The organism is Blastococcus sp. SYSU DS0973 (assembly GCF_054051055.1).
Genome location: NZ_JBJHAN010000003.1, coordinates 301895 through 314723 on the forward strand (window position 1 = coordinate 301895; position 12829 = coordinate 314723).

Consider the following 12829-nt stretch of genomic DNA (forward strand, 5'->3'; position numbering starts at 1 on the left):
CGACCCAGCGATCAGCAGCCCGGCGCCGTTGCGGCACGCGGGCCGGTGGCGGTCAGGTTCCGGTGGTGCGGAGCTCCTCGAGGATCGGGCCGGCGACCTTGAAGGCGTGGTTGGCCGCGGGCACGCCGGCGTAGACCGCGGCGTGCTGGATGACCTCGCCGATCTCCTCGTCGGTCAGCCCGTTGTTCAGGGCCGCCCGCACGTGCAGCGCGAACTCGTCCCAGTGCCGCAGCGCGATGCAGATCGAGAGCGTCATGAGGCTGCGGTCGCGGCGGGCCAGGCCCGGTCGCTGCCACACGTCGCCCCAGGCCACCCGGGTGATGAAGTCCTGGAACCCAGCCGTGAACGGTGTGGTGCCGGCGACGGCGCGGTCGACGTGGGCGTCGCCGAGCACCTCGCGGCGGGTGCGCATCCCCGCCTCGCGGCGCGCCCGGTCGGTGTCGGGCAGCTCGGTCATCGGGCGTCTCCCGCGGCGTCGAAGTGGGCGAGCAGCGCGCCGGTCACCTGCAGCGGCTGCTCGATGTTGGCCAGGTGCGCACCGGGGCTGACCGTGACCTGCCGCGCACCCGGGATCCCCTCGACGATGGCCTGCTGGTGCTCCGGCGGCGTCGCCGGGTCCTCCGCCCCGGAGACGACGAGCGTCGGCGCGGCGATGGTCGGGAGGTCGGCCCGCAGGTCCATGTCGGCGATCGCCTCGCAGCAGCTCGCGTACCCCTCGCCGTCGATGCCGGCGACCATGTCCCGCAGCCCGGCGACGACGTCGGGGTGGTCTGCGGCGTAGCCCGGGGTCACCCACCGGCTGACGAGGGTCGGCGCCAGCACGCCCGTGCCCTCGGTCCGGGCCGTCGCCGCGCGGTCGAGCCAGTTCTGGCGGGGGCCCAGCAAGGCGGAGGTGCACAGCAGCGCGAGCCGGTGCACCCGCTGCGGCTCGCGCGCGGCCAGGCGCATGCCGGTCATGCCGCCCAGCGACAGCCCGGCGACGTGCGCCCGCTCCGCGCCGACCTCGTCCAGGAGGGCGACGAGGTCGTCGGCGAGGTCGTCCAGCGAGTAGGGGCCCGGCGGTACCGGGGACTCCCCGTGCCCGCGGGTGTCGTAGGTGACCACCCGGAAGCGCTCGGCGAGCGCGGGCACCTGCCGGTCCCACATCGCCCGGGTCGCGCCCAGCGAGTTGGACAGGACGAGGACGGGCGCGTCAGTGGGCCCGTCGACGGTGTACGAGACGGCGACGGCGGTCATCGGGCTCCTTCGGTGAGGTGGGCGTGCTCGGCGAGCGCGGCGTCGACCTGGGCGCCGGCCTCCCCGACGTCCGGTCCGCCGCCGAGCAGGTCGGCGAGCTCGACGTCGTCCCGGCCGGCGACCACGTCGGCGAGGCTCCGGCCGGTGGCCGCGGCCTCCCGCACGGCGGCCGCGGCCTCGTCGTGCGCGGCGCCGCGACCGAGGACCGGGGTGAGCGCGTCGGCGAGGGCGCCGGCGAGCTCGGGATCCCCGGCGGCGGCCGCCGTCGCGGACATCCGGTCCACGTCGGGGCGCAGGCCGGAGAGGCTCTCGACGAGCCAGGCCGCCGCCGAGCCCACGGTGGTGAGCAGGTCGGTGAGCGCGGGCCACTCGCTGTGCCAGGCTCCGGCGGCGCGCTCGTGCTCCTGCTCCATCGCGCCGAGGAGCGTCGCCACCAGGCCCGGCGCGCGGCGGGCGCAGGCTCGCACGGAGATCGCGGCCACGGGGTTCCGCTTGTGCGGCATCGCCGACGACCCGCCCCGGCCGGCCCCGCTCTCCGCGGCCTCCCCGACCTCGGTCTGGGCCATGAGCACCACGTCGACGGCGACGGTCGCCAGCACTCCGGCCGTCGCACCCAGGGCGCCGGCCAGGTCGGCGATCGGCAGCCGCACCGTGTGCCACGGAACCGGGGTGGTCGCCAGTTCCAGCTCGGCGGCCAGCGCCGCCCGCAGCGCGGTACCGGACCCGTCCGACGCCACGAGCGTCCCGACCGCGCCGCCGTACTGGACGGGCAGCGTGGCGACGACCTCGGCCAACCGCAGCCGCGCACCGTCCAGCCCGCTGAGCCAGCCCGCCGCCTTGAGACCGAAGGTCGTGGGCAGCGCCTGCTGCATCAGCGTGCGGCCCATGACCACGTCACCCCGGTGGGCGCGGGCGAGGTCCGCGGCGGCCTCCGCGGCTCGTGCCAGGTCCCGGTCGATCGCGGCGATCGCCCGGCGGGCCAGCAGCACCATCGCCGTGTCCAGCACGTCCTGGCTGGTGGCGCCGACGTGCACCGCGACGGCGTCCCGCTCCCCCACCGCTGCCTGCAGCACCCGCACCAGCGGGGGCACCGGGTTGCCGGCGTCGGCCGCACGGGCCACGACGGTCGCGAGGTCCAGCCCGGCCGGCTCCGCGCACGCCGCGGTGACCGCGTCGGCGGCGGTGGTGGGCACCAGACCGGTGGCGGCCGCCGCACGGGCCAGCGCCGCCTCCACGTCCAGCAGGGCGTCGAACCAGGCCGCGTCGGAGACGGCCGCCGCCGCGCCGCCCCGGGCGAAGATCCCGCTGAAGAGGCCGCTGAAGAGGCCGCTCACGCGGCGGTTCCCGTCACAGGGGAGTTCATACCGCGAAGAAGACGGTCTCGCGCTCGCCCTGCAGGTGGATGTCGAACCGGTAGCCGTCGACGGTGGGCGTGGCGATCAGCGTCCGCCGCGCCGCGTCGTCCGGCAGCGCCCGCAGGACGACGTCCTCGGCGTTGGCCTCCGCCTCGTCGGCGAAGTAGATGCGGGTGACGACCCGGTCGAGCAGCCCGCGGGCGAAGACGCTCACGTCGACGTGCGGAGCCTGCACCCCGCCCTCCCCGTCCGGCACCCGGCCGGGCTTGAGGGTGTGGACGGCGAACTCGCCGCTGAGCGTCTGCGCCCGGGCGTAGCCGCGGAAGCCCGGGTAGGACGACGGCCCGCGGGGGTCCTCGGGCGAGGGGCAGCCGCCGTCCGGATCGGCCTGCCAGGTCTCGACCATCGCGTCCGGGACCACGCTCCCGGCGCCGTCGAGGACCCGGCCGCGGATCCACACGCCGCCCCCGGTGCCCTCGGCGGCAGCCCACTCACCGTCCGGCCAGGTGAGGCCGATGGCGAGGTAGGGCCCGACGGTCGCGCTCGGGGTGGTGCCCAGCCGCAGCGGCCCGGTGAGGAACCCGGTGCCGCGCTGCCCCGACCGGGGCTGGAAGGGGCCCGGCGGGTCGGCCGGGACGTCCAGGGGGTTCACGCGACATCTCCGTCGTCGTCGGTCTCGAAGGGCGTCTGGTCGGTCCCGCGCAGCACGATGTCCCACTCGAAGGCCAGCGCCCAGTTGTCCTGGGTGCGCTCGAGGGAGTACCGGCTGATCGCCCGGTGCCGCGCAGCCGCCGGGATGGCGTTGAAGATCGGGTCCTGGCCGAACAACGGGTCGTCCGGGAAGTACATCTGGGTCACCAGGCGCTGGGTGAACGCCCGCCCGAACAGGCTGAAGTGGATGTGCGCCGGGCGCCAGGCGTTGTGGTGGTTGCCCCACGGGTAGGCGCCGGGCTTGATCGTCATGAACTCGTAGCGGCCCAGGCTGTCGGTGACCACCCGGCCCAGCCCGTCGAAGTGCGGGTCCAGCGGCGCCGGCCAGTTGTCGGCGACGTGCCGGTAGCGGCCGGCGGCGTTGGCCTGCCACACCTCCACGAGAGCGTCGGGCACCGGACGGCCGTTGCTGTCGAGCACCCGGCCGTGCACCAGGATCCGCTGACCGATCGCCTCGCCGCCGCTGCGGAAAGTGAGGTCGGCGTCCTCCGGCCGCACCCGGTCCTCCCCCAGCACCGGACCGGTGACCTCCGTGAGCCGGTGCGGCAGGTCCACCGGCGTGCGCAGGGGCGCGCGCAACCCGGTGCTGCGGTACTCGGGGAAGCCCACGGGCGTGCGCAGGGCCTCGGGCTCGCGCAGGTACCGCGGCACGTGCAGGCCGCCGGCGGAGGTGGTCCCGGTCATGCCGGGACGGTACGACCGGGACGCTAGGCTCCCAACCCCACGCTTCCACTGGGCGGGAGTACCACGAGGTGGCAGGTCGCAGCGCCGCCCCGGGCCGGTCGGTCACCTCCCGGGCGCTCGGGGTGCTCGACGCGTTCGGCAGCGACACCCCGCGGCTGTCGCTGTCCGAGATCGCCGAGCGGACCGGCACTCCGCTGACGACGACGCACCGGCTGCTCGGCGAGCTCACCGGGTGGGGAGCGCTGGTGCGGCGGTCCGACGGCCGCTACGAGATCGGCCGCAAGCTCTGGGACCTCGGCCTGCTCGCCCCGGTGCAGCTGGAGCTCCGGCAGGTGGCCGCCCCGTTCCTGCTCGACCTGCACACCACGATCCGCGACACCGTGCACCTCGCCGTCCGGGAGGGGCTCGCCGCTCTGTACGTCGACCGGGTGTCGGGGCGGGAGTCGGTGCCGGTGGTCAGCCAGGTGGGCAGCCGGCTGCCCCTGCACGCCACCGGCGTGGGCAAGGTGCTGCTCGCCGCCGCACCGGACGACGTCGTCGACCAGACGCTGCGCTCGCTGTCCCCGATCACCCGGCGCACCGTCGTCGACCCGGCGCAGCTCACCCGGGAGCTGGCCGAGATCCGCCGGCGCCGGTACGCGCGCACGTGCGAGGAGATGTCGCCCGGGGCCGCGTCCGTGGCCGTTCCCGTGCAGGTGGAGCGGGCGACCGGCCCGCTGGCCGTGGCCGCCCTCGGCATCGTCGTCCCACCGCACCGCCGGGACCTCGCCCGCCTGGTTCCGGCGCTGGAGATGGCGGCGCGGGGCATCGGCCGGGAGCTCGCCCGCTCGCAGGAGTTCCACTGACGTCCGCGCCCGGCGGCACCGGCTTCCCCCGTGGTCGAGCTCGGCGTCACCGGGGGACAGCGTGGGGGCGTAGCGGCCCGCCGGCGGGATCGCTGACCGGCGCCCGCCTCCCGGGCGCCACCGCCCCCGCCACTGGGCGGAAGGCTCCGGTTCCGCCGACGGGCGCAGGCGGGAACACTCGCTTCCGTGCGCACTCAGGTGGGAATCATCGGCGCCGGCCCGGCCGGCCTCCTGCTGTCCCGGCTGCTGGCGCTGCGCGGCATCGACTCGGTGGTCCTGGAGAACCGGTCCCGGGAGTACGTCGAGGCCCGGATCCGCGCGGGCATCCTCGAGCAGCACACCGTCGACACGCTGACCGACGCCGGCCTCGGCGACCGGCTGCGCCGGGAGGGGCTGGAGCACCGCGGCATCCACCTGCAGTACCCCGGCACCCGCCACACCCTCGACTTCCCGGAGCTGTGCGGGCGCACCGTGTGGGTCTACGGGCAGACGGAGGTCACCAAGGACCTCATCAAGGCGCAGCTCGACGGCGGGCCGCCCCTGCTGTTCGACGTCTCCGACGTGGTGCCCGAGGACGTCGACGGCGAGTCGCCGCGGATCCGGTTCACCGACGCCGACGGCGTCGCGCAGGTCCTCGAGTGCGACGTCGTCGCCGGCACCGACGGCTTCCACGGCGTCTCCCGGCCCGTCGTGACGGCGGGAACCGACAGCCGGCTGTGGGAGCGCACCTACCCCTACGCCTGGCTGGGCATCCTGGCCGACGCCCCGCCCGCCACCGACGAGCTGATCTACGCCTGGCACCCCGACGGCTTCGCGCTGTACTCGATGCGCTCGCCGTCGGTCTCCCGGCTGTACCTGCAGGTCGACCCGTCGGACTCGATCGAGAACTGGTCCGACGACCGCATCTGGGAGAACCTCTCCCGCCGCATGTCCCTGGACGGCTGGGGCGTCTCCACCGGTCCGATCACCGAGAAGTCGATCCTGCCGATGCGCTCGTTCGTCAGCGCGCCCATGCGCCGCGGCCGGCTGTTCCTCGCCGGCGACGCCGCGCACATCGTGCCGCCCACCGGCGCGAAGGGGCTGAACCTGGCCGTCGCCGACGTCACGCTCCTGGCCACGGCGCTGACCCGCCTGCTCCAGGAGAACAGGACCGACCTGGTGGACGCGTACTCCGACACCGCGCTGCGCCGGGTCTGGCGGTGCACGCACTTCTCGTGGTGGATGACGTCGATGCTGCACACCTCCGGCGACGACTTCGACGCCCGGCTGCAACTCGCCCAGCTGGAGCGCGTGTGCTCGTCGGAGGCCGCCGCGCGCGAACTGGCGGAGAACTACACCGGGCTGCCGATCGAGACCTGACCGGCAGCCGTGCGTCGCAACCTGCGGCACCCGTCGGGGCGAGCTGCTCGTTTTGGTCGACCCCGATCTGATCCGTCGGCGCTCCGCACCGGGCCCCGGGCAGCACCGCTGCCCGGGGCCCGGTCGTGCGGCCGGCACTCCGCAGCCGGGATGCCGCATCTACCCGCCGGTAGCCCGTGTGGGATCGTCGGGGCACTACGTCGAGACGGCGCCGCCGCCGTCAGGAATGAGGACCGATGCGGTTGCAGCTGTCCCCGGAGCTCCAGGCCTTCCGGGAGGAGATGCGGACCTTCTTCACCACCCAGGTGCCGCAGGAAATCCGCGACAAGGTCGCGGCCCACCGGCACGTGTCGAAGGAGGAGTACGTCCAGGCCCAGCGCGCGCTCAACGCCGCCGGCCTGGCGGTGCCGCACTGGCCGGTCGAGTGGGGCGGCCGGGACTGGACGCCGCTGCAGCGCCACATCTGGCGCGAGGAGATGCAGTTGGCCGGTGTGCCCGAGCCGCTGGCCTTCAACACCAGCATGATCGGCCCGGTCATCGCCGCCTTCGGCAACCAGGAGCAGAAGGAGCGCTTCCTGGCCAAGACGGCCAACCTCGACATCTGGTGGTGCCAGGGCTTCTCCGAACCCGACGCCGGCTCCGACCTCGCCTCGCTGCGCACCACCGCCGTCCGTGACGGCGACGACTGGGTGGTCAACGGTCAGAAGACCTGGACGACCCTGGGGCAGCACGCCGACTGGATCTTCTGCCTCGTCCGCACCGACCCGACCGCGGAGAAGAAGCAGCGCGGCATCTCCATGCTCGTCTTCCCGATGGACACCCCCGGCGTCACGCTCCGCCCCATCGAGCTCATCGACGGCGGCCGCGAGGTCAACGAGGTGTTCTTCGAGGACGTCCGCGTGCCCGCCGAGAACCTCATCGGCGAGGAGAACCGCGGCTGGGACTACGCCAAGTTCCTCCTCGGCAACGAGCGCGTCGGCATCGCCCGCGTCGGCGCCACCAAGAAGATGCTCGCCCAGGCCAAGGAGTACGCCCGCGAGATCACCGTCGACGGCCGCCCGCTGCTCGAGGACCCGTTCATGGCCCGGCGGATCGCCGAGGTCGAGAACGAGGTGGTGGCCCTGGAGCTCACCGCGCTGCGCGTGGTCGCCAACTCCGCCGACGGGAAGCCGCACCCGGCCTCCTCGGTGCTCAAGCTCAAGGGCTCGGAGCTGCAGCAGGCCGCCACCGAGCTGCTGGTGGACATCGCCGGCCCGCTCTCGGTCGCCTCGTTCGCCGAGGAGGGCTCCGACGTGCCCGACTGGGCGCGCGTCGCGACGCCGCACTACCTGAACTACCGGAAGGTCTCCATCTACGGAGGCTCCAACGAGGTTCAGCGCACCATCATCGCCGGCACGATCCTGGGGCTGTGATCTGACGTGGACTTCACCTTCGACAGCGAGCAGAACGACCTCCGCGAGGCCGTCCGCGGCCTGCTGGAGCGCGTGTACTCCGACAGCGAGGCGCGCCGCAAGGTCGCCGCGAACGACCCCGGCTTCGACGAGAAGACCTGGTCGCGGCTGGCCGAGATGGGCCTGCTGGGCCTGCCCTTCGCCGAACAGCACGGCGGCATGGGCGCCGGGCCGATCGAGGTGGCGATCGTCGCCGAGGAGATCGGCCGCGTCATCGCTCCCGAGCCGTTCATCGAGGCGGTCGTGCTGGCCGGCGGGCTGATCGCCGCCGTCGGCACCGACGAGCAGAAGGCCCAGCTCCTGAGCGTGATCGCCGAGGGCACCAGCGTGCCGGCCTTCGCGCACGCCGAGATCGGCACCCGGTGGAGCCCGTCGGCGTCGGCGGTCACTGCCACGCAGGCCGGCGACGGCTGGACCCTCACCGGCGTCAAGGAGCCGGTGCCCACGGGCGCCCGCGCCGACGTCCTGGTGGTCTCGGCCGTGGTCGACGGCGGCACCGGGCTGTTCGTGGTGCAGGGCGACGCGGCGGGCCTGACCCGCACCGGCTACCACACGCACGACGGCACCCGCGCTGCCAACGTCCGCTTCGACGGCACCCCCGCGACCCTGCTGGGCGCCGGCGGCGACCAGACGGCCGCGATCGAGCGGGCACTGGCCGAGGCGCGCATCGCCTACAGCCACGAGGCGATCGGCGCCATGGACACCGCCCTGCGGATCACCGCCGAGTACCTCAAGACCCGCAAGCAGTTCGGGGTGACGCTCAACAAGTTCCAGGCGCTCACCTTCCGCGCCGCGGACATGTACGTGTCCCTGGAGCTGGCCCGCAGCACCGCGCTGTGGGCGTCGATGGTGCAGGACGCCGGCGGCGACGTCCGCTCCGCCGCCGACCGGACCCGGCTGCAGACCAGCCGCGCCGGCCGGCACGTCGGCAAGGAGGCCATCCAGCTGCACGGTGGCATCGGCGTGACCGCGGAGTACTCCGTCGGGCACTACACCAGCCGGCTCACCGCGATCGACCACCTGCTGGGCGACGGCGACTTCGCCGCGGCCCGGCTGGCCCGCACGGTGGCCGACCGGCCCACCGTCGACCCGCTGGGCGCGCCCTACGCGGTCTGATCGAGGGCCCAACTGCAGGTCTGCGCCGGAGCCCCGCTCCCCGTTCCCGGGGGGCGGGGCTCCGCCGTCCCGGGGGCCGGGTCGGCCCGGCGGTGAGGAGGCGAGGCAGGCAACGACGAGGCGGTCCGCCCGGTCGGGGCTGATCGCCGCGGGGAGCCGGCAGCGCCGATCCCGGGGACGGACACGGTCCTCCCTCCGTACGACGGCCACCGTCGTACGGACCCATCCCGCAGTTCCTCGGCCGGTTCCGCCACCCGCCTCACCCTGGCTGCCGCCCCGCCCCTCGTGGGGAGGCAGCCGTCACACTTCCGCCCGGAGGCGCGCCCGGTGCCCCGACCTCCTATGCCGTGACTCACATCGCTGGAGCCGGACGCCGCAACGATCCGTCAGCAGGCAAGATCCCTCCGGGATCCACCGCACCGTGAACGACCCCGCCACTGGCGGGCAGGCGACGAGGCCTACGCACCGAGGAATGGAGCACCACGATGCTGATCGGAGTTCCGCGCGAGACGCGGCCCCGCGAGACGCGGGTGGCCGCGACACCGGCGACGGTGACGCAGCTGGTGCGGCTGGGATACGACGTCGTGGTCGAGGCCGGTGCCGGTACCGCCAGCAGCTTCCCCGACGAGGCCTACGCCGAGGCCGGCGCGCGCGTCGGCACGGCCGAGCAGGCATGGGGCGCCGAGGTGGTCCTGCGGGTCAACGCCCCCGCGGTCGAGGAGATCGGCCGGCTGGCCGACGGCGCGACCCTGATCAGCCTGCTCTCCCCCGCGCTGAACCCGGATCTGGTGGATGCGCTGGCCGCGCGGCCGATCACCGCGCTGGCCATGGACGCGGTGCCGCGGATCTCCCGGGCGCAGTCGATGGACGTGCTGTCCTCGATGGCCAACATCGCCGGGTACCGGGCGGTGATCGAGGCGGCGAACGTGTTCGGCCGGTTCTTCACCGGTCAGGTGACCGCCGCCGGCAAGGTCCCGCCGGCCAAGGTCCTGGTGGCCGGCGCAGGCGTGGCCGGGCTGGCCGCCATCGGGGCCGCCTCCAGCCTGGGGGCGATCGTGCGGGCCACCGACGTACGCCCCGAGGTCGCCGAGCAGGTGCGGTCCCTCGGCGGCGAGTACGTGGCGGTGCCCGACGCCGACGGTGCACAGGTCAGCTCCGACGGCTACGCCCGCGAGATGGGTGAGGACTTCAACCGGCGTGCCGCCCAGATGTACGCCGAGCAGGCCCGCGACGTCGACATCGTCATCACGACCGCGCTCATCCCCGGTCGGCCGGCCCCCCGGCTGTTCACCGAGGAGATGGTCGCCTCGATGCGCTCCGGGTCGGTGATCGTCGACATGGCGGCCGCGCAGGGCGGCAACGTGGCCGGGTCGGTGCCCGACGAGGTGGTGGTGACGCCGAACGGCGTGTCCATCATCGGGTACACCGACCTGCCCGCCCGCCTGCCGGCCCAGGCCTCCCAGCTCTACGGCACCAACCTGGTGAACCTGCTCACGCTGCTGACGCCGGACGCGGACGGACGGCTGGTCCTCGACTTCGACGACGTCGTGCAGCGCGGGATCACGGTCGTGCGGGAGGGCGAGAAGACCTGGCCGCCACCGTCGGTGCAGGTCTCGGCGGCACCGCCACCGCCGCCGTCCCCGCCCGCCGGCGCGACGGCGGGCGCCCCCGCGGTGCCGCAGAAGACCCCCTCGCCCGGCCGCCGGTTCGCGCTCGTGGGCCTCGGTGCGGCGCTGCTGTTCCTGCTCACCGCGTTCTCCCCGAACGAGCTCGTCGGGCACTTCACCGTGTTCGCGCTCGCCGTCGTCGTCGGGTTCTACGTGATCGGGCACGTGCACCACGCCCTGCACACCCCGCTGATGAGCGTCACCAACGCGATCTCCGGGATCATCGTCGTCGGTGCACTGCTGCAGCTCAGCAGCGACGACGGCGTCGTGCAGGCCCTGGCCTTCGTCGCCACGCTGGTGGCCAGCATCAACGTCTTCGGCGGCTTCGCCGTCACCCGCCGCATGCTGGGCATGTTCTCCCGCGGCCCGAGTGTGCAGGGCGCCGCCCGATGACCGCCACCACCGCCGCCGCCGCGGCGTACATCGTCGCCGCCCTGCTGTTCATCCTCAGCCTGGCCGGCCTGTCGAAGCACGAGACGGCGAAGGCCGGGAACGCCTACGGCATCGCAGGCATGGCGATCGCGCTCGCCGCTACCGTCGGCGTCGCGACCCGGGACATCTCCGCCGTCGGCCTCACCCTGCTCGTGGTCGCCGTGGCCATCGGCGCGGCGATCGGCCTGTGGCGCGCGCGCAGGGTCGAGATGACCGGCATGCCCGAGCTCATCGCTCTGCTGCACAGCTTCGTCGGCCTGGCCGCGGTGCTCGTGGGCTGGAACGGCTACCTCTCCGTCGAGGGCGCCGACGGCGGCTCGACGCTCACCGGGGCCGAGGCGGGGATCCACTCGGGCGAGGTGGTCGTCGGCGTGTTCATCGGCGCGGTCACCTTCACCGGCTCCATCGTCGCCTTCCTCAAGCTGTCGGCGCGGATCAAGAGCAACCCGCTGATGCTGCCGGGCCACAACTGGCTCAACCTCGGCGCGCTGGCGCTCTTCGCCGTCCTCACCGTGATCTTCGTCGCCGAGCCGAACCTGCTCGTGCTGTCGGTGGTGACGGTGCTGGCCCTCGCCCTCGGCTGGCACCTGGTCGCCTCGATCGGGGGCGGCGACATGCCGGTCGTGGTCTCGATGCTCAACAGCTACTCGGGCTGGGCCGCCGCCGCCTCGGGCTTCCTGCTGGGCAACGACCTGCTGATCATCACCGGTGCCCTGGTGGGCTCCTCCGGCGCCTACCTGTCCTACATCATGTGCAAGGCGATGAACCGCTCGTTCCTGTCGGTCATCGCCGGCGGGTTCGGCAACGAGGGGAGCGTGGGCTCCGCCGACGTCGACTACGGCGAGCACACCGAGATCAGCGCCGCCGAGACCGCCGAGCTGCTGCGCGAGGCGAAGTCCGTCGTCATCACCCCGGGGTACGGCATGGCCGTCGCCCAGGCCCAGGGCCCGGTCGCCGAGTTGACCCGCAAGCTGACCGAGCGAGGCATCGAGGTCCGGTTCGGCATCCACCCCGTCGCCGGCCGGCTCCCGGGCCACATGAACGTCCTCCTGGCCGAGGCGAAGGTGCCCTACGACGTCGTCCTGGAGATGGACGAGATCAACGACGACCTGGCCGCCACCTCCGTCGTCCTGGTCATCGGCGCCAACGACACCGTGAACCCGGCCGCCTCCGAGGACCCGACGAGCCCCATCGCCGGCATGCCGGTGCTGCGCGTCTGGGAGGCGGAGAAGGTGATCGTCTTCAAGCGGTCGATGAGCACCGGCTACGCAGGCGTCCAGAACCCGCTGTTCTTCCGCGAGAACACCGCCATGCTGTTCGGCGACGCACGCGATCGCGTGGAGGACATCCTCAAGGCACTGTGAGCGCCGCCCCCGGGGCCTGGTCTCCCGGCGGGCCGCGTGCGCGGTCGGGCCGGTGGCGAAGACGTACCTCCCAGGGACCGCCGTGGAGCGGGCCGAGCACCTGCCGGTCGGCCGCCGGATCGCCCCGGGCACCGCCGGGTTGCGCTGCGCGGCGGAGTCGCCGACGGTTGCCCGGTGGATCCTTTCCGCGGTCTCGGCATGCCCCGCATCCCCGGGTTCGGCGAACTGCTCACCCTGCTGCAGACGCAGACCGAGGCCCTGGCGCAGCTGCCCCGGACCCTCTCCGACCTCAACGCCACCGTCCGCGAGCTGACCGCGGCGACCACGTCCGCGCGGGAGACGATCGCCTCGGCCCACCGCATCGCCGAGCGCCTGGAAGGGCTGGTCGAGGAGCTGGAGGAGCCGGTGCGCGCGCTGCGCCCCGGCATCGAGCGGGTCGGCCGGGTGCTCGACGACCCCGCCGTCGACACCGTTCCCGACACGCTGCGGCGCATCCACGACGACCTCATGCCGCTGATCCACGGCCTGCGCCAGGCGCAGAGCCGGGTGGGCTCGGTGACCGGCCTGCTGCGCCGTCGTCCCCACGAAGACGGCGACGACGGCTTCTGA

Annotated in this window: 12 protein-coding genes; 7 read left to right on the forward strand and 5 right to left on the reverse strand. The window is 73.9% G+C overall.

Annotated features, from left to right (window positions below):
• Positions 1-52: 52 nt before the first annotated feature.
• From pcaC to pcaH, 5 genes are read right to left on the reverse strand one after another with little or no spacing between them, the layout of a single operon-like run.
• Positions 53-457, reverse strand: a complete 405-nt coding sequence (gene pcaC, locus ACI791_RS08185) for a 4-carboxymuconolactone decarboxylase (RefSeq protein WP_456585598.1) — start codon at positions 455-457, stop codon at positions 53-55.
• On the reverse strand, positions 454-1236 hold the full coding sequence (gene pcaD, locus ACI791_RS08190; protein WP_456585599.1) for a 3-oxoadipate enol-lactonase: 783 nt from the start codon (positions 1234-1236) through the stop codon (positions 454-456). Before pcaD ends, pcaC begins: the two co-directional genes overlap by 4 nt.
• The gene (gene pcaB, locus ACI791_RS08195; protein ID WP_456585600.1) at positions 1233-2570 is read right to left on the reverse strand and encodes a 3-carboxy-cis,cis-muconate cycloisomerase; all 1338 of its coding nucleotides are present in this window, start codon (positions 2568-2570) and stop codon (positions 1233-1235) included. The genes pcaD and pcaB overlap by 4 nt, the downstream gene beginning before the upstream one ends.
• Positions 2571-2595: 25 nt before the next feature.
• Positions 2596-3243, reverse strand: coding sequence for a protocatechuate 3,4-dioxygenase subunit alpha (gene pcaG, locus ACI791_RS08200; RefSeq protein WP_456585601.1), 648 nt, complete (start codon positions 3241-3243; stop codon positions 2596-2598).
• Entirely contained in the window at positions 3240-3986 is a 747-nt protein-coding gene (gene pcaH / locus ACI791_RS08205; RefSeq protein ID WP_456585602.1) for a protocatechuate 3,4-dioxygenase subunit beta, read from the reverse strand. Before pcaH ends, pcaG begins: the two co-directional genes overlap by 4 nt.
• Before the next feature lie 68 nt (positions 3987-4054).
• Here pcaH and ACI791_RS08210 point away from each other — a divergent pair, with 68 nt between their 5' ends.
• From ACI791_RS08210 to ACI791_RS08240, 7 genes are all read left to right on the forward strand, one after another.
• Entirely contained in the window at positions 4055-4831 is a 777-nt protein-coding gene (locus ACI791_RS08210; protein ID WP_456585603.1) for an IclR family transcriptional regulator, read from the forward strand.
• A 186-nt stretch (positions 4832-5017) separates the two neighbouring features.
• Positions 5018-6190, forward strand: coding sequence for a 4-hydroxybenzoate 3-monooxygenase (locus tag ACI791_RS08215; protein WP_456585604.1), 1173 nt, complete (start codon positions 5018-5020; stop codon positions 6188-6190).
• A gap of 236 nt (positions 6191-6426) precedes the next feature.
• Entirely contained in the window at positions 6427-7602 is a 1176-nt protein-coding gene (locus tag ACI791_RS08220; RefSeq protein ID WP_456585605.1) for an acyl-CoA dehydrogenase family protein, read from the forward strand.
• A 6-nt stretch (positions 7603-7608) separates the two neighbouring features.
• Entirely contained in the window at positions 7609-8757 is a 1149-nt protein-coding gene (locus ACI791_RS08225; RefSeq protein ID WP_456585606.1) for an acyl-CoA dehydrogenase family protein, read from the forward strand.
• Positions 8758-9242: 485 nt separating this feature from the next.
• Positions 9243-10817 (forward strand): Re/Si-specific NAD(P)(+) transhydrogenase subunit alpha, encoded by a 1575-nt coding sequence (locus ACI791_RS08230; protein WP_456585607.1) that lies wholly within the window; start codon positions 9243-9245, stop codon positions 10815-10817.
• Positions 10814-12220: a Re/Si-specific NAD(P)(+) transhydrogenase subunit beta gene (gene pntB, locus ACI791_RS08235; RefSeq protein ID WP_456585608.1), complete on the forward strand. Its 1407-nt coding sequence runs from the start codon at positions 10814-10816 to the stop codon at positions 12218-12220. The genes ACI791_RS08230 and pntB overlap by 4 nt, the downstream gene beginning before the upstream one ends.
• Positions 12221-12418: 198 nt before the next feature.
• Entirely contained in the window at positions 12419-12829 is a 411-nt protein-coding gene (locus ACI791_RS08240) for a hypothetical protein (protein WP_347057099.1), read from the forward strand.

What these genes read in the sequence shown, in the direction of transcription:
- pcaH (WP_456585602.1), bottom strand. Translation starts at nt 3,986, where the DNA reads ATGACCGGGACCACCTCCGCCGGCGGCCTGCACGTGCCGCGGTACCTG.
- pcaC (WP_456585598.1), bottom strand. Translation starts at nt 457, where the DNA reads ATGACCGAGCTGCCCGACACCGACCGGGCGCGCCGCGAGGCGGGGATG.
- ACI791_RS08240 (WP_347057099.1), top strand. Translation starts at nt 12,419, where the DNA reads ATGCCCCGCATCCCCGGGTTCGGCGAACTGCTCACCCTGCTGCAGACG.
- ACI791_RS08230 (WP_456585607.1), top strand. Translation starts at nt 9,243, where the DNA reads ATGCTGATCGGAGTTCCGCGCGAGACGCGGCCCCGCGAGACGCGGGTG.
- ACI791_RS08220 (WP_456585605.1), top strand. Translation starts at nt 6,427, where the DNA reads ATGCGGTTGCAGCTGTCCCCGGAGCTCCAGGCCTTCCGGGAGGAGATG.
- pcaD (WP_456585599.1), bottom strand. Translation starts at nt 1,236, where the DNA reads ATGACCGCCGTCGCCGTCTCGTACACCGTCGACGGGCCCACTGACGCG.
- pntB (WP_456585608.1), top strand. Translation starts at nt 10,814, where the DNA reads ATGACCGCCACCACCGCCGCCGCCGCGGCGTACATCGTCGCCGCCCTG.